At 40.2% G+C, this 16,579-nt stretch carries 11 protein-coding genes, 3 pseudogenes, 1 riboswitch and 1 other annotated feature; of the genes and pseudogenes, 5 read left to right on the forward strand and 9 right to left on the reverse strand.

Features of this window, described 5'->3' with window-relative positions:
- The 4 genes and pseudogenes from GJS40_RS08120 to GJS40_RS08135 form a co-directional block, all read right to left on the reverse strand.
- Positions 1–829: pseudogene (locus GJS40_RS08120) on the reverse strand (IS1380-like element ISBha1 family transposase); the annotation flags it as partial.
- A gap of 191 nt (positions 830–1,020) precedes the next feature.
- A pseudogene (locus GJS40_RS08125) lies at positions 1,021–1,167 on the reverse strand (transposase); the annotation flags it as partial.
- A gap of 140 nt (positions 1,168–1,307) precedes the next feature.
- On the reverse strand, positions 1,308–2,612 hold the full coding sequence (locus GJS40_RS08130) for a bifunctional folylpolyglutamate synthase/dihydrofolate synthase (RefSeq protein ID WP_270897385.1): 1,305 nt from the start codon (positions 2,610–2,612) through the stop codon (positions 1,308–1,310).
- Positions 2,613–3,013: 401 nt separating this feature from the next.
- Positions 3,014–5,656, reverse strand: coding sequence for a valine--tRNA ligase (locus tag GJS40_RS08135; RefSeq protein ID WP_270897386.1), 2,643 nt, complete (start codon positions 5,654–5,656; stop codon positions 3,014–3,016).
- 76 nt (positions 5,657–5,732) lie between these two features.
- Positions 5,733–5,967, reverse strand: a binding site (T-box leader).
- 234 nt (positions 5,968–6,201) lie between these two features.
- Between GJS40_RS08135 and GJS40_RS08140 the strand changes: the two genes are divergently transcribed.
- Together GJS40_RS08140 and GJS40_RS08145 are read left to right on the forward strand one after the other, a co-directional pair.
- Positions 6,202–7,182: an MBL fold metallo-hydrolase gene (locus GJS40_RS08140; RefSeq protein ID WP_270897387.1), complete on the forward strand. Its 981-nt coding sequence runs from the start codon at positions 6,202–6,204 to the stop codon at positions 7,180–7,182.
- Between the two features lie 44 nt (positions 7,183–7,226).
- Positions 7,227–8,771 (forward strand): BCCT family transporter, encoded by a 1,545-nt coding sequence (locus GJS40_RS08145; RefSeq protein WP_270897388.1) that lies wholly within the window; start codon positions 7,227–7,229, stop codon positions 8,769–8,771.
- 112 nt (positions 8,772–8,883) lie between these two features.
- On the opposite strand, the gene GJS40_RS08150 is transcribed toward GJS40_RS08145, so the two are convergent.
- Positions 8,884–9,276 carry a diguanylate cyclase domain-containing protein gene (locus tag GJS40_RS08150; RefSeq protein WP_270897389.1) on the reverse strand — a complete coding sequence of 131 codons (393 nt, stop codon included), beginning with the start codon at positions 9,274–9,276 and terminating at the stop codon, positions 8,884–8,886.
- A gap of 400 nt (positions 9,277–9,676) precedes the next feature.
- The gene (locus tag GJS40_RS08155; protein ID WP_270897390.1) at positions 9,677–10,723 is read right to left on the reverse strand and encodes a hypothetical protein; all 1,047 of its coding nucleotides are present in this window, start codon (positions 10,721–10,723) and stop codon (positions 9,677–9,679) included.
- A gap of 88 nt (positions 10,724–10,811) precedes the next feature.
- Positions 10,812–10,897, reverse strand: a riboswitch (cyclic di-GMP riboswitch).
- 186 nt (positions 10,898–11,083) lie between these two features.
- Here GJS40_RS08155 and GJS40_RS08160 point away from each other — a divergent pair.
- Both GJS40_RS08160 and GJS40_RS08165 read left to right on the forward strand, forming a co-directional pair.
- Complete coding sequence (locus GJS40_RS08160) at positions 11,084–12,181, forward strand: hypothetical protein (protein ID WP_270897391.1); 1,098 nt, start codon at positions 11,084–11,086, stop codon at positions 12,179–12,181.
- 786 nt (positions 12,182–12,967) lie between these two features.
- Positions 12,968–14,197, forward strand: coding sequence for a multidrug effflux MFS transporter (locus GJS40_RS08165; protein WP_270897392.1), 1,230 nt, complete (start codon positions 12,968–12,970; stop codon positions 14,195–14,197).
- Positions 14,198–14,268: 71 nt separating this feature from the next.
- Here the strand turns inward: GJS40_RS08165 and GJS40_RS08170 are convergent, their stop codons facing one another.
- Both GJS40_RS08170 and GJS40_RS08175 read right to left on the reverse strand, forming a co-directional pair.
- A complete protein-coding gene (locus GJS40_RS08170) occupies positions 14,269–14,583 on the reverse strand; it encodes a DMT family transporter (RefSeq protein WP_270897393.1) in 315 nt (104 codons plus the stop codon).
- Positions 14,583–14,936, reverse strand: a complete 354-nt coding sequence (locus GJS40_RS08175; RefSeq protein WP_270897394.1) for a DMT family transporter — start codon at positions 14,934–14,936, stop codon at positions 14,583–14,585. Before GJS40_RS08175 ends, GJS40_RS08170 begins: the two co-directional genes overlap by 1 nt.
- 160 nt (positions 14,937–15,096) lie before the next feature.
- Here GJS40_RS08175 and GJS40_RS08180 point away from each other — a divergent pair, with 160 nt between their 5' ends.
- On the forward strand, positions 15,097–15,642 hold the full coding sequence (locus GJS40_RS08180; protein WP_270897395.1) for a glutathione peroxidase: 546 nt from the start codon (positions 15,097–15,099) through the stop codon (positions 15,640–15,642).
- 367 nt (positions 15,643–16,009) lie between these two features.
- On the opposite strand, the pseudogene GJS40_RS08185 reads toward GJS40_RS08180, so the two are convergent.
- A pseudogene (locus GJS40_RS08185) lies at positions 16,010–16,228 on the reverse strand (DUF6198 family protein); the annotation flags it as partial.
- Positions 16,229–16,579 lie beyond the last annotated feature (351 nt).

Raw genomic sequence — 16,579 nt, forward strand, 5'->3', positions numbered from 1 at the left:
AACATTCAGACTTTGTCACATCTGACGGTACTGTGGCTGGATGACATTCATCTGCCATTCGCTGTAAAATGGCGTTAGATTTCAAACGAATGACATAATAAACCGATTCACGTTCACATAAATCGTATAGAGCTGGAACGGCAAAACCACTATCGCCGCGTAAGAATGGTGTCGTTGCCGGAAATTTTTCATTGTAATGTTTGATAAGTGGTTCCACAAAATCCACAACACCATTGGACGTATACACATTTCCAGGGCGTAGCTGGGCTTTTAGGAAATCGCCTGTTATCCCATCGAAGGCAACCAATGGATGAAAGCCAACAGTCCCGTAATGGGTATTATAAGCTGTAAATTCTTGTTGGCCGTATGTGTCAGCATGTGTTGAATCTAAATCAATGATGAGTGCTTTTGACTCTCTGAGTTCATGTACTTTATCTAAAAGTTCTTGGTTAGCGTGATGTAATTGTTCAATGGACTCATGATCAAATCGTGTATAAAAGCGAGATAAACTTGGTTGAGAAGCTAAGGAGTCAGTCCCAATCATTTGGGTGAAAACAGGATCATTCGTCAATTGATCGGCCGCATCATCCTCAGCATAACCAGCGATGAGTTGATAAATCTTTTGACGAAAGAGATTTTCATTCGAATGAAGATAGTATTTTCTCTCGTCATTCAAATGCAGGTGTTGAACAAGAGTCTCAGAGAATCCGATTTTTTCATCAAACTCTCGAAAAACGAATTCACCTGTATCAGAAGAAAGAGAGCCTCCATCAGTTGACAATTTAATTTGACGATTGAAATCTAGTGTTAGTTGCGGTAAAGTAGCCATTATAAGAATCCTTTCTGTGGTTATTTCGTAGTTGCTTTAACCATATCAGAAATGGATTCTTTTTTCATTTATTTGATGCATGGACCATTTAGCTCAATTACTTGATAGATAAGCATTATTTGGGCATTAAAGGTTTTTTATGAATAATCCAGGTTTTTGTTGTTTTCATAGAACTTTTTACATTACCATGCAATGTTATATTTTTTTCCGATCTCTATGAACATATCTTTTGCAAAATCAGATATTTCATCGGTAAACACTTCTCTGCGATACTTTACAACTAATACAAGATGATAATGTAATAAGAATACTGAATGATTATTACTATCCAATTTCATTGATCTATCAATCCTTTTATACACCTAAGACTGATTATACCATGATCTTTGGCTACCGCCAACCGACATTCATCTCCCACCTACTCATTGGGCTGCGCCCTGCACATTCCTTGAGGATGGGAGACTTCTGTCGGAAAAAGTTAAAAATACGAAAGAGAGCGTCGTACTTCTGAAATAAAATATAAAGAGCCTGCAAAAACGACGAGGTCTTCTTCTTTTGCTTGTTGTTTCAATGTCTCCCAAGCCTTTTTCCATGAAGTGGCTGTTTTTGTATCGGCAATGGGGCTTTTTTCCGCAATCGCTTCTGCCTCTTTCGCTCGTTCAAAATCAAATGGTACAGCGGTACAAGAGGCCACGGTTAATTCTTTTAATGGGGCTAAAAGAGCGGCCGGGTCTTTTTCTTTTGTCATTCCGATAATAAAGTGGAGCGGACGATTTGGAAAAGTTTCTTGAATGGCTGCTTTTAAGCTTTCGATTCCCTCTCTATTGTGGGCCCCGTCCAATAGTACATCCACTTCTCCCGTTCTATATTCCAATCGTCCCGGCCACAAGGCACGCTCAAAACCGGCACGAATATCGTCGTCTTCTACCGGAAAAGCATAATAGGTCGTTAAGTATCGAAGCACCATCAAGGCTGTTGCTGCATTTTTCACTTGATGCCTTCCTAACATAGTGAGTTGAATGGCTTCCATATCTTGTCTTTTTAAGATGGAGCGAAAGGAAAAAGTAGCGCCGGATGATGAAACGGAATCATCATACACCTCAAAAGTATCGTTCCACTCATATAAAGTGGCTTTCTTTTCTTTTGCTATTTCCCGGAATAATGCGAGTACTTCCTCGTTTTCTTCTGCTGTCACCACCGGAACACCAGACTTGATAATTCCTGCTTTTTCTTTCGCAATTTCTGTTAATGTTTGTCCTAAAATTGATTGATGATCATGGCCGACATTGGTGATCACACTGATCATTGGATACATGACGTTGGTCGAATCAAAACGTCCACCGAGCCCGACTTCCCAAATAACAATGTCAGGAAACACTTTTTTCGCAAAATAATACGCAGCAATGACTGTCAATAATTCAAAGGAAGTTGCATTTCCTAACGACGTTTTTGCCATCTCTTCAGCTTCTTTTCGCACAATGGTCGCACATTCCGTAAAATCTTCTTCCGAAATTGGTTCCCCATTGACTGCAATCCGCTCGCGAAAATCAGTTACATACGGTGAAGTAAAAGTTCCAGCCACAATTCCTGCTTCTTTCATTGGCTCTTGCAAAAATTGAACGACAGACCCTTTTCCATTTGTTCCTCCTACGTGGATGCTTTTTAAACGCCTTTCTGGATGGTCCAACCTTTCTAACAACCATTCCACCCGCTTTAAGCCTGGACGAATGCCGAATTTTTCCTGGTTCTCTATCCACTGTTTTGCTTCTTCATAGGTTTTCATCTTACTTCCCTCGCTTTCTTTTTGTCTAGCTTCAGAAACCAAGCGCTTTGATGAAGGAACTTCTGCTAAAACCATGTCCATCCATGGGCATAACGCAGAAGTCAACACGTCCTGCACCTGCGATTACTAGGTGCAAAAAAGAGTTATTGAAGTATCTCCAAGTAGCTTTTGTGTTAGTCAGACCGGGGCAGAAGTCAAAAAGCGGCTTCTGTCGATGTCCCTCCAGTGCTTTCGCTCGTAATCAGTCGCCTACGCCACTCGAGCGTTTCAGATCACGGCAGAAGTCAAAGTACAGACTTCTGTCCGTGATCTTCCAACGCTTTTCATGGCTAATCGGCTTTCTCCGCTTTTCTTTACAAGGGGAACCACCGCTTATGCAATGGAAAGCGGTGGTTTCATCACTAGTTTTTCAATTCTTCCATGCGAAGGATGACTTTCTCACGTTTTTCAAGATAATCTTTCTCTTTTCGTTTCTCTTCTTCCACGATATGAGCCGGGGCTTTTTGAAGAAACCCTTCATTGGATAGTTTCTTTTGTACGCGCTCCACTTCTTTATCAAGCTTTGCTTTTTCTTTCTCTAAACGTGCTATCTCCTCTTCTATATCGATCAATCCTTCTAAAGGCAAGTACAATTCTGCACCACTTAACACGTGGGAAATCGATTTGTCAGGTGCTGTGATATTGGTACTGAGCGTTAATTTTTCCGGATGACAGAAGCGTTCAAGATATACTTTTCCTCTTTCAAGACGAGTAAGCACTTCCGCATTGGCAGCTTTTATTTGCAAATCTATCGGTTTACTTGGAGCGACGTTCATTTCTGCTCGAGTGTTTCTCACCGCGTGGATGACACTTTGAAGCAGTTCCATATCTTGCACCGCTTCTTGATCGATCCACTCTTTTCGTACTGTCGGCCAGGAAGCAACGGTAATGGATTCTCCTTCGTGTGGTAAATGTTGCCAGATTTCTTCCGTAATAAATGGCATCATCGGATGAAGAAGACGCATCGTCTGATCTAGTACGTACGCAAGCACAGAACGAGTCATCTGTTTTGCTTCTTCATCTTCCCCATAAAGTGGAAGTTTTGCCATTTCAATGTACCAGTCACATAGGTCATCCCAAATAAAATTGTAAAGAAGACGTCCTACTTCGCCGAACTCATATTGATCCATCAGTCGCGTCACGTCACGGATTGTTTCTTGCAGGCGTGTTAAAATCCAGCGGTCTGCAATGGACTTTTTGCCATCCAGATTGATTTCTTCATATTTCAATCCGTCCATATTCATGAGAGCAAAGCGGGAAGCGTTCCAAATTTTATTGGCAAAGTTCCAGTTCGCTTCGACTTTCTCCCAATGGAAACGTAAATCATTTCCTGGTGAAGTACCGGTCGCAAAGAAGAAGCGGAGTGCATCCGCACCGTATTTATCAATGACATCCATCGGGTCGACACCGTTTCCGAGGGATTTACTCATCTTTCTTCCTTCTGCATCGCGAACGAGTCCATGGATTAGCACGTCTTTAAATGGACGTTTGTCCGTAAATTCGAGTCCTTGGAAAATCATGCGGGAAATCCAGAAAAAGATAATGTCGTACCCAGTAACGAGCACATCAGTCGGATAATACCGCTTAAAATCTTCTGCGTCTTCATCAGGCCAGCCCATCGTAGAAAACGGCCATAACGCTGAGCTAAACCACGTATCAAGCACGTCCTCATCTTGCTCCCAGTTTTCAATATCTCGAGGGGCTTCCCGACCAACATACACTTCCCCCGTCTCTTTATGATACCAAGCAGGAATGCGGTGTCCCCACCAAAGTTGACGAGAAATACACCAATCACGAATGTTTTCAAGCCAATGTAAATACGTTTTTTCAAATCGTTCCGGGACGAAATGCACTTTCCCTTCTTGTTTTTGCAACGCAATTGCCCGTTTCGCCAGCGGCTCCATCTTCACGAACCATTGGGTTGATAAATACGGTTCTACCACTGCGCCACTTCGTTCAGAGTGTCCAACGGAATGCACATGTTCTTCAATTTTAAATAATACCTCTTGCTCTTGTAAATCTTTTACAATTTGCTTCCGGCATTCAAACCGGTCCATTCCTTGGTATTTTCCAGCGTTTTCATTCATCTTGCCACTTTCATCCATGATAAGTATTTTTTCAAGGTTGTGGCGATTTCCAATCTCAAAGTCATTCGGGTCATGAGCCGGGGTAATTTTTACCGCACCGGAACCGAATTCCATATCGACGTATTCATCCGCAATAATTTCAATTTCCCGTCCGATAATTGGTAACACGACGGTCTTTCCAATGAGATGTTTGTAACGCTCATCATCCGGATGCACCGCAACCGCTGTATCCCCCAACATCGTCTCCGGTCGTGTTGTCGCAATTTCAATATGACCAGTGCCATCTTTTAACGGATATTTCATATGATAAAAATGACCTTGCACTTCTTTATACTCTACTTCAATGTCAGACAGAGCCGTTTCCGTTTCTGGGTCCCAGTTAATAATGTATTCCCCTCGGTAAATCAGTCCCTTTTCGTACAAGCGTACGAATACTTCTCGAACAGCTTTTGAAAGCCCTTCATCAAGGGTAAATCGTTCTCTTGAATAATCGAGGGAAAGCCCTAATTTTGCCCATTGCTGGCGGATAAAATTAGCATACTCCTCTTTCCACTCCCACGATTTTTCAAGAAACTTTTCCCGGCCTAATTCGTAGCGATTCGTCCCTTCTTCCCGTAATTTTTCCTCTACTTTTGCCTGAGTGGCAATTCCGGCATGGTCCATTCCCGGGAGCCATAGCATATCGTATCCTTGCATTCTTTTCGCCCGGGAAATAATGTCTTGTAGTGTCGTATCCCAAGCATGGCCCAAATGTAGGCGACCGGTAACGTTCGGAGGTGGAATAACAATTGTAAATGGCTCTTTTTCTCCTTTTCCTTCCGCTTCAAAAAAACCATTATTCGTCCAAAACGGATACCATTTCGCTTCTGTTTCTTTCGGATCGTATTTCGTTGGCATCGTGATTTCTTTCTTCGTCATAAAATCATCTCCCCTTCATTTCATGCCATTTATCGTCAAACAAAAAATATGTAAGCATAAAAAAATCCCTTCTTCCGTAAAGGACGAAGAGACACATTCGCGGTACCACCTTTATTCACGCAAAAACGAAAATACGTCTTTCACGCGCACTCATTCGGATAACGGACCGACCGTCTTCCTCTACTAAGCCTTTCAAGGAAGCTGCTCCTGAGCGACCTTCCTTTCATTTAATCCTGAAAAGCCTCTCAGCCACGGACTTTTCTCTCTGGACAGGCGGAAATGAAAGTACTCTTCCCAATCATCGCATGTACGTTTATTTTAATCATATCAAGAATGGAAGTCAACAACAGCAATACGACCAATCTGAGCACAAAATAGAAATATCGTATGATTTTCTCATAGAGCGGGTCGTATGATTTAGGAAATTTACATTTATTAGGGGAATTCAGTTCATGCAGCGATTTGAAAGATAAGTTGCATTCCTACCACCTTCGTGAATATTCTGATAAAATATCATCAACACGTATAGATGTAGGTGATGATAAATGGATGCAGTCTCTTTTCGCACGAAGGCAGTTTATCCGGTGGTAGTACCGGTGAAATACGGACTCCAAAGTGTAAACTTTTATCTATATAAGACCGAACAGTCACTCGTATTAATTGATGCGGGATTTGATATCGACGATTGCTGGGAAGCGTTACTTCACACACTATCTACCCATGGCTATACTCTTTCAGATATTACCGCGATTTTAGTGACCCATCATCATGTCGATCATGTGGGACTCATCAATAGAATAACAATAAAACATGACATTCCTGTATACGCTCATCCTTATGCTATCCCTCGCATGAAACGGGATCCTGTATTTATGGAAGAAAGAATTCAATTTTTCCAATCTCTGTATGAAAAAGCAGGGACGGGAGAGGCAGGGAGAAAACAAATTGCGCATTTAAAAGAAGCCCTTGTGAAAAATAAAGATAGTAGTATTAAAACGGAGATTATTCCGTTAGATTTGGAGAAACCGATTCATCGTTTGAATCTCCACTATTTTCCGGGGCACGCTTCCGACCAAATTGCGTTTCACGACAAAGAAACAGACTGGCTGTTTAGTGGTGATTTACTCATTGGTCATATGGCAAGTAACTCCTTAATTGAATACCGCTTGCCAAACGAGCCGTTGCAATCTCCTCTTCTTCAGCATATCGATTCTTATCAAAAATTACTAAAGATGGACGTAAAACATATTTATCCTGGTCACGGGAAAAAGATAACAAATCACAAAGCCCTTATTCACCATCGCTTAGAAGCAATTGAAGAAAAAGGAGAGAAAATTTTTCAACTGATTCAAAAAGGCTACAAAACTCCAAATGACATTGCCAGAAAATTTTACGAAAAACGATTTGACACCCAGTTTGCCCTTGTGATGTCTTCCATTTTGGGACAACTGTATTATTTAGAAACAAAAGGAAAAATAGGAAAAGCACTTCATCGCGGTGTTTGGCACTACGAAGTCATCACATAATTTTCTTCCTTCTTTGCCATACTAACTGCAAAGGAGGTATCGTCATGCGGGATAAAGTAACGAGTGTATTTTGGATTACGATGATCTTTGCTGTTTTGTTTATATTGTGGGGCGTCCTATTTCCTGAAAATCTTGGCAACATGATGGATGTGACTCTCCAATTTTTCATGACTAATTTCGGCTGGTTTTATCAAATTACCGCTACGCTCTTTTTATTGTTCGCAGTTTTTCTCATCTTTACACGATACGGAAAAATTAAACTTGGGAAAGAAGAGGACCGACCGGAATTCAAACGACCGACATGGATTGCGATGCTCTTTAGCGCCGGGATGGGAATCGGTCTTTTATTTTTCGGGGTATCTGAACCAATTTCTCACTTTGCAAATCCTCCTTTGCTGGAACAAGGAAGTACCGATGACGCAGCCATTATGAGTCTCCGATATACGTATCTTCATTGGGGCTTTCATGCTTGGGCTATCTATGCTTCGATTGCTTTAGCCCTTGCCTATTTTAAATTTCGAAGGGGAGCCCCGGGATTAATTAGTGCGACGTTAAAGCCGCTCCTTGGTGATAAAACGAATGGTTGGGTTGGACAGGCCATTGATGTCATTGCAGTTTTTGCCACCATTTTTGGCGTCTGTGCTTCTCTCGGACTCGGTGCTACTCAAATTAACGGTGGACTGCATTATTTAACAGACATACCTAATAGTTTTTGGATCCAAGTGCTCATTATTATCATCGTCACGGTTTTATTTTTAATTAGTGCCGGAACCGGCTTAAAAAAAGGGATTCGATATTTAAGCAATGCTAATATGGCGCTTGCCGTCTTACTTCTTATAGCGATGGTTGTGTTAGGCCCAACCATTTTTTTGTTAGACTTGTTTACGACTACCTTTGGTTCATATTTACAAAACTTGCCACAAATGGGGCTTCGTCTCGCTCCCTTTAATCCAGAAGATGCAGAGTGGTTTCAAAATTGGACCATTTTTTACTGGGCATGGTGGATTGCTTGGGCTCCTTTTGTCGCTACTTTCATTGCCCGCGTCTCCAAAGGAAGAACCGTACGGGAATTTATGATTGCTGTTCTCATCGTTCCGACCCTCGTCTGTACCTTTTGGTTTTGTGTCTTTGGAGGAACTGGCATCTATTTAGAATATGCCCAAGGTCTCGCTGTGTCCGAGCAAACGTTAGAAACAGCACTATTTTACGTCTTTCAACACCTACCAATGAGTGCGCTTTTATCCATCATAGCCCTTTTTCTCATCAGCACCTTTTTTATTACTTCTGCCGATTCAGCCACCTATGTTCTTGGTTTACAAACGACGAAAGTTGGCTTAGAACCCCCAAATGCTGTGAAATATGGTTGGGGAGCAGTGCTTGCTTTATCAGCGATTGTCTTGCTTGCATCTGGTGGTTTAGAAGCGATTCAAACGACCATTATTGTCAGCGCCTTTCCGCTCGCTCTCGTCTTTTTATTCATGTTAGCCTCCATTTGGAAGGCATTTCGGTCAGAAAGAAAACCAAAGAGAAAAGAACGACGTTTTCGATTACGTCGTCGCTTAAAAAGAGAACAAATCAGACCAACGTAAGACGATGGAGCTGTTTCAAGAGAAGTGATGAAACAGCTCCATATTTCGTCAAACTATCGTATTAAAAGAATTGAAATTGATGGAGAATATCCAAAAAAATAGGCACGACATTTCACTTCGTCGAATAATACAGAAAGTAGTTATAAGCTTTCCCACATGAAATCATTAACGGAAATTCCTCCGTCAATCGATATTGTTTTGTTTCCATCTCTATGACATGAAGCAAAGACTGTTCTATTTCTTGAGAAAATTTTGGAATGATGACGACGAACTCATCACCACCCCAGCGAATGACAATCCCTTCATTTTCTGTAAATGAACGTAATATGGAAGAAATAAATTGCAATACTTCATCCCCGCGATTATGCCCATACGTGTCATTAATCTGTTTAAAGTTATCAATATCAATAACAAATATACCGATATGATGCTGTTTCTTCTTTGCTCGGCGACTATATTTAGCAAGTGAGAGGATCCTTTGTGGAATAAAATGTTGCCCGATCATATTGAAATCCGCCCCACCAAGCGACACTTAAAAAAGTAGAAAAAGCCACGGTTTCTACTCGAATCATTTTGATGCAAACTGTTATTAGCAAAATGGATTCTACCGTTTGCAAATATAATTAACGACCCTTCTTCCCCGTCTTTTTCTAGTCCATTAATTTTTGAATAGCGAATGGAATCCCCTTGATTGACATACATTAAGCTGTTAATTTTTGCATCGACACCGTTAAATTCGACTCGGCCATTGACATAAATAATATGAAAGGGAAATGCGTTTCGATATTTTAGTGAATGAGTTAGCGGCGAAATACCAGTCACATAGTTCCTTAAGGAAAAGTAAAATAATAATTCTACGTAGATTTTCACCTTGCGTCTTTACATTTATTGACGTAAAAAGTTTCTTAATATTGCTTTTCTAAAATCTTCGGAGAGACCACATTATAAACTCTTTTTTCTGGTACTAAATCCGAATAATTATTGATAATATCCTTATCACAAACAATTTGAAGCCGAGAATCTCGTTTTGCTTGTTCTTTCCATCCTTCATAGTATCTGAATTCAATGAATTGAGCAGCTTTAAATGGCAATATACTAGCCCTTCCACGAATGCCATTTAAGATAATTTTTTGTGCGGAAATCCCACCCTCAATACGTATATTCGCTTCATTTCCATATGCTTCTATATTATTTTTAGAATAGAAAAATCCTTTGATGGGAGCTGGATCGTCTTCAAATCGATTATTTCTTTCAATTAAAATATCATCTTTTGCATATATTATTAAAGAACCTTTTCCTCCATTTTCTTTCTCTAATCCTTCAATTCTAGAATGTCTAATTTTTACTTTTCCATTTAGATTTTCGCTTATCGACTGCACAATGGTCTCGGATAACTGAGGAAGAGATACCGTCACTTCTGCGGTTGTTTCCATTTCTCGGGAAGGTTCAGTTTGATATACTATCTCCACTTCATTTTCTTGTAATTCGCTCGCCAACGCGATTAATTTATTGATCATCACTTCTTTATTGATACGCTCCGGCCAGTCTCTTATTGCTTCGTCATTTTCGTCCACTCTCACAACGAGTGGGACTTGGACATTGGTCGGCTTGAGAAAAAAATTAGATAAACGCCTTTTCGTTTTCTCTTCAAATGCTGCAAGCGTTTCTTCTATTTGAAAATGAAAGAGAGAACGATCCACGTAGATCGTTTCATAGTCACTTTCTAACCGAATGGGGCTCCCTTGTTTCCAATGAAGCACTTCTTCTTGGATGACTTCCCGCTTTTCATCCAAAGACCCGCCTTCCAATAAAATTCCGGCAACAGACGGGCCTTCTTGTGCTCCTGCAGCTACTTGTAATCTCGAAAACAATGAAAATAGCACTACAGAAATTCCAATTATTACTAATATAATGCTTGTTCGTTTTCCCTTTCCCACTCGTACATCACCCACTTTTCTCCAGCCATCCTATAAAAATAATGTTTCTCTCAAAAAGAAACAAAAAAACCGGCCTGTACATAAAAACCAAATAAAATTGGTATTACGTAAAGGCCGGTTGCACCACTCGCTCCATACGATCTAGGTGCCCAGTTATGACGATCGTATGTCAACGCTTCCTTTTATTGTATGTATTTTCCTTTTTCTTTGAAGAAAATAGTAATATAAAACCGCAAAATATGTCAACGAACAATTTGTGACTAAGAGACTATTAGTGAGACGAACGAAGGAATAGTAGCAGACCTATGATAAAAAAAGACAGAAACCTAATCCCTTCGTCAACATACATTAATAAAAGAAGAAGGAGGCGAGGATATGTCACAAAATGTTCTCCGCTACGTCGGAGGTTGTCACACAGCGAAAGGATTTTACTCTCTTTACCCGTCCAATTTAGAAGGAATCGAACATCTCTTTCTGTTAAAAGGAAAGCTATTCACAGCGGGGTCAAAGTGGTTACAACACTTAGTGGAAGCATGGAGTACAGAAGGCGACACTATCGAAGTGATGCAGTCATCCGAACATCCCGGAGAAGTGGAAGCTGTTCTTTTACCGGAACAAAAAGTCGCCATATACGGAGGAAGTACTCCCCTTCCACCTCTCCATAAAGTGAAAAAAACAATCATTTCCTTAGATCAAGCGTTACTTCTTGACGAGTTAGATAAAGATAAACAAGTGATGGAACGATATACCCGAAAAATCGCACAAAAATATGAGCATGTTCATCGTGCGTTTCAAAAAGGACTTCGCATACACGATGATTTAGAACAAATTTATATTCAACAGATGGATTTCGGAAAAGCAGATGAAGAAGCAAATCGACTCATTGAAAAATTGTTTACAGAAAAAACGGAAAAATCCTCGAAACAAGTGCACCGTTTCCTCGGTAGCTCCACCCCGGAAGGACCGAAAGATTACATCCAACATTTAACCGCTAGCTTGGACACTCGTTACTTCTTGAAAGGCCGAGCCGGAACGGGAAAATCCACCTTTCTCCGCCATATTATCCGTGCCGCTGAAGAAAACGGTTACGACATGGAAATTTATCATTGCGGATTTGACCCGGAAAGTATTGACATGGTCGTCCTGCGAGAATTAAGTGTTGCTCTATTTGACAGCACTTCTCCCCACGAATATTTCCCTGAAAGAGACGGGGACCATCTCATTGATTTATACGACATTGCAGTCATGCCCGAAACTGATGAAAAATATGCCAAAGAAATTGCAATCACTACGAAACGTTACAAATCATGGATGAAAAAAGGAAGCCGTTACTTAAAAGAAGCGAAAGAGTATTTTGATAAACGAGAAGCATTGTACGAAAAAGCAGTAGACAAAAATCTTCTGGACGGGATCTTGCGTACCGCAGAACAGAGGGTGAATCAATTATTAAAGAAAGAGGATGAACATCACTAGCCAAAAAGAATGGTTCCAAGCATGAAAATTTGCTTGGAATCATTTTTGTAAGGTTTTTCCCTTTCTCTTCTTTGGTTTGGTTACTATTCCCATAAGTTTCCTGGCATAAGCGCATACACAAGAAATATAAAGGAGCCTTCAGTAATTCTATGCCACCGATATGATATACGCAGATAGTCATCAGATGGCCGCATGCAACGCAAGCATCCAATCGCAGCTTCCCTGGAACGATATTCCCCATTTGTCACACGTCATGATACCATTCAGTAGGAATTTTGTGTGATATTTCGTCGTATGAATCTTTTCTGCGACACTTCATTGCCTCGTTCTCGTAATAAAAGGTCGTATGAAACGTGTTACTACCTGTTTTTATCCTAATTTCTTCCATTTTCAACTTTCATACGACCATTCGACCGGTGTTTGATAAAATGAAGCGTCGCATGAAACGTTTATGGAACGATTCATCTTCTTTTTTTAAGCGTCATTCGTCGCATGAAGCAAAACAACGCTCCAAATCACCTCATTATTTCCAATTCTATCTCTCTTACAACCACTCCTGTTCAGATTGCGCGAAAAAAGTGTCGTATAACCGGTTCATGCGACACTTTTTTCATCATTTTCATTGTTAAATGTTCTTTGTACAAAATTAGAGGGACGCACCAAATATTTGGCGATGACTGCAGTATTGTCCCATCCTCTTTTTTCAGCAATATATAAGCATTTGAAGTGATGAAACAATCTCGCACGTGCTATGATGGATAAGATGTCAAAGAAGGGGTGGTTGAGTTGATAAACAATCCGGTCGATGCACGCCTACAGGAAAAACTGCCGAATCGTTTGATACTAATACTCATTTTAGGTTCTTTGTCAGCATTCGGTCCTTTATCAATGGACATGTACTTACCCGCTTTACCTGCCGTAACAGAGGATTTACATACGACCGCTTCTTTCACCCAATTAAGTATTACGACTTGCTTGCTTGGTCTTGCTGTCGGTCAACTCATTTTCGGCCCGTTAAGCGATTTTCAAGGAAGACGGAAACTGCTACTGATGACACTCGTACTATTTACGCTTTCTTCCATTTTATGTGCAGTCAGCAGTAATATATGGTTATTTGTCGGTTTTCGTTTCGCGCAAGGATGTACCGCTGCTGCAGGAATCGTCATCTCACGAGCAGCGACACGGGACATATATTCCGGAAAAGAACTAACAAAATTCATCGCCTTACTTGCAATGGTCATGGGAGCAGCGCCTATTTTATCCCCCATTATTGGTGGTCTAATTTTACAATGGACGAATTGGCAAACCATTTTTTATATGTTGGCAATCATCGGTGCGATCATGTTTCTCGCTGTCTATTTCTTACTTCCTGAAACATTAGCGGAAGAAAAGCGCACGAAAGGAAATATATTTGCTATCGTCACTTCATTTGGTACATTATTGAAAGACCGTGTTTTCATCGGAATCGCTTTTTCCCAATCGCTCATTTCGATGGGGATGTTTGCTTACATCGCTGCTTCACCGTTTGTGTTACAAAATATTTATGATGTTTCCCCACAACAGTTTTCCTTCATCTTTGCCTTCAATGGGTTAGGGATTGTCGTGATGGCCCAATTGGCAGGCAGGCTTGCCGGAACGATGGATGAAGCAAAACTACTTTTCTATGGAATTACACAAGCGGTCGTTGGTAGTGTTTTGCTCCTTGTCGTCACCCTTATGACATTGCCTCTTTGGCATATGATGGTTGCGCTTTTTTTAGTTGTGTCAAGTGTTGGAATAGTAAACACGACAAGCTTTTCACTAGCAATGAACCGTCAAGGTGAAAGAGCAGGCAGCGCTTCTGCTTTATTAGGCATTTTACCGTTTGGTGGCGGTGCCATCGTCTCTCCTCTTGTCGGAATAGCCGGGGAATTTAATGCCGTTCCAATGGGGATTGTCATTTTCGCTTGTAGCTTGCTCTCTTTTACTATTTACGCTTCGTTTGTAAAAGTGAAAATCGCATCTAGTTTCAAATGAAACGAATAGAGGGAGTTTGATGATTTATTTTTTACACTGTCATGAAACTCCCTTCTATAAAAATCAGTACACTATTCTAATATTTTTAAACCGACCGCTCCTGCAATGATAAAGGAAAGAAACAGCAATCGCTTCCATCCGGCAGATTCTTGGAAAAAGAGAATGCCGACAAGCACTGCCCCTACCGCTCCAAGTCCTGTCCAAATGGCATAGGCGGTACCTAACGGAATTTCTTGCATGGCGAGAGACAAAAAGAAAAACCCTCCTGCAAAAGATAAAATAAGGAGAAGTAAACGACCAACTGTTTTTTTGCGCACGTACAAACTAATAAAAATGACGCCAAAGATTTCACCAAAACTGGCAATGACTAAATAGACCCATGCCATTAATAACCACCATCCTCCTGCCTACGCCGAGCGGCTGTTTCTTTATCGTCTGTCGTAATTTTAATTCCCACAACCCCCGTAATGATCAGCACGAGAAGTAAAAACTTTCCAATCGCAAATTCTTCTCCAAATACGAGAAAATCTAAAAGGACAATTACCGACGCACCAGAACCAGTAAACACCGCATACACGGTTCCCGTCGGTAATGTTTCACATGCTTTAATGATGAAATAAAAACTAAAAATAATCGCAATCATTGTCCCTAGCCAATCTAATACGGAATCAGAATACTTTAAGCCAATGACCCAAAACACTTCCACAATGGCAGCACCTAACACATACAGCCACGCCAACAGTTGCAACCTCCTTTGTTGTATCCTTTCCATTCTAGCACACCGTGATAAAACGGATAGCATAGTCGCTTCCGTGAGCAAATCATTTCCACCCTAGGAAAATATTTTATATAATAAAGATACTTACATAATAATTATTTTAATTTGGAGGTTTGAATGAATGAATATTTACGATTTTGAAGCAGAAAAAGTAAACGGAGAAAAAGTCTCTTTATCTACTTATCAAAACGACGTCCTATTAATTGTCAACACAGCAAGTAAGTGTACATTTACGCCTCAATTTGATGATTTACAAAAATTGTACGAACAATACCATAATCAAGGGTTCACGATATTAGGGTTCCCTTGTAACCAATTTGGCGAACAAGAACCGGGAACAAATGAAGAAGCCGAAGCCTTTTGTAAAATGAATTATGGTGTCACATTCCCAATATTTTCAAAAATTAAAGTGAACGGGGAAGAAGCCCATCCCCTCTATCAATATATGAAAGAAGCACTCCCATTTCATGGTTTTGATGAAAATAATATCCAATCCAAATTGTTAAAAATGATGATTACAGAAAACAATCCGGAGTGGCTCATCGGAAACGAGATCAAATGGAATTTCACAAAATTTCTCTTCGATCGCAATGGCACTCCTGTAAAACGGTTTGAACCTCACGAAGAAAAAGACGCAATGGTTCCGTTCATTGAAAAATTACTATAAAAAATGTTTGCCAAACGATCAAAAAGAAAGAATCGATTCACTGGTAGTCATGCGACTCATATGGCTTTCAAAAAGAAAAAACATGTCGCATGACCGATCTATATGACGTCTTTTCTTCATTCCCATGCAAAAATGGTCACATGACTCATTCATACAACCGATTATCAGTCAAAAAAGAAAATAAAAGTCCCATGACGCTTTCATAGAACCTCTTTCCAATATGGTCTCATGACATTGTAAGCGCAACGCTCGATGGGAAAAAGAGAAAGGCTTTCCAATGAAGTCTCATGCGTTTATTGGATCGCCTTTCATTTATTTTTGCATTTGTTTCAGTCGGTTACGCACTTTTGGATACATTTCTTTCACTTTACGATAACCAGTCGTCAAAAGCTTTTTGATAACGAGGAATGAGCCACCCTAAAATTTTTCCGACAAAATAAGCAGCGAGAATCGTACCAATTCCAATAGAACCTAAGGATTGAATAAAAATGAGACACATGAAGCCAGCAACCGTCACATTGATCACATCACTGACAATCTTTGCTTTGCTAAATTTCCATTGAAATTTCTCATGAATAACATGCGTTGAAAAATGATTGATGGAAGGCAACAAAATGGTTAGAAGAAACACGATTTTGTAAGTTTTCGACGAAAAATCGGCACTTTCCTCCTCTGTTTTTAGCTCTTATCCCATCCTTGCACCTTTTAATAGTTGGCATAATGTTTGCATCATCATACAAGTGAAAATTTTCAAAGGAGGATGGAAAACATGAAAGCTGCAGTAGTAGGTAATTTTAAAGAAAGGTTAGACCTGAATTATTCATAGAAAACTTTTGATTACTTTTGAATGCCTATCTATCAAGCATTTCAACCGAATTGATCATGCATCAAATAAATGAAAAAAGAATCCATTTCTGTTAAAGTTAAATCACCACAA

It is taken from the genome of Aliibacillus thermotolerans, assembly GCF_027853235.1.
Lineage (GTDB): Bacteria > Bacillota > Bacilli > Bacillales > Marinococcaceae > Aliibacillus > Aliibacillus thermotolerans.

Bases quoted from the DNA above. Each gene is read 5' to 3' on its own strand.
- GJS40_RS08135 (WP_270897386.1), bottom strand. From the start codon at position 5,656: ATGACGAAGAAAGAAATCACGATGCCAACGAAATACGATCCGAAAGAA.
- GJS40_RS08170 (WP_270897393.1), bottom strand. From the start codon at position 14,583: ATGGCATGGGTCTATTTAGTCATTGCCAGTTTTGGTGAAATCTTTGGC.
- GJS40_RS08145 (WP_270897388.1), top strand. From the start codon at position 7,227: ATGCGGGATAAAGTAACGAGTGTATTTTGGATTACGATGATCTTTGCT.
- GJS40_RS08130 (WP_270897385.1), bottom strand. From the start codon at position 2,612: ATGAAAACCTATGAAGAAGCAAAACAGTGGATAGAGAACCAGGAAAAA.
- GJS40_RS08160 (WP_270897391.1), top strand. From the start codon at position 11,084: ATGTCACAAAATGTTCTCCGCTACGTCGGAGGTTGTCACACAGCGAAA.
- GJS40_RS08150 (WP_270897389.1), bottom strand. From the start codon at position 9,276: ATGATCGGGCAACATTTTATTCCACAAAGGATCCTCTCACTTGCTAAA.
- GJS40_RS08140 (WP_270897387.1), top strand. From the start codon at position 6,202: ATGGATGCAGTCTCTTTTCGCACGAAGGCAGTTTATCCGGTGGTAGTA.
- GJS40_RS08180 (WP_270897395.1), top strand. From the start codon at position 15,097: ATGAATATTTACGATTTTGAAGCAGAAAAAGTAAACGGAGAAAAAGTC.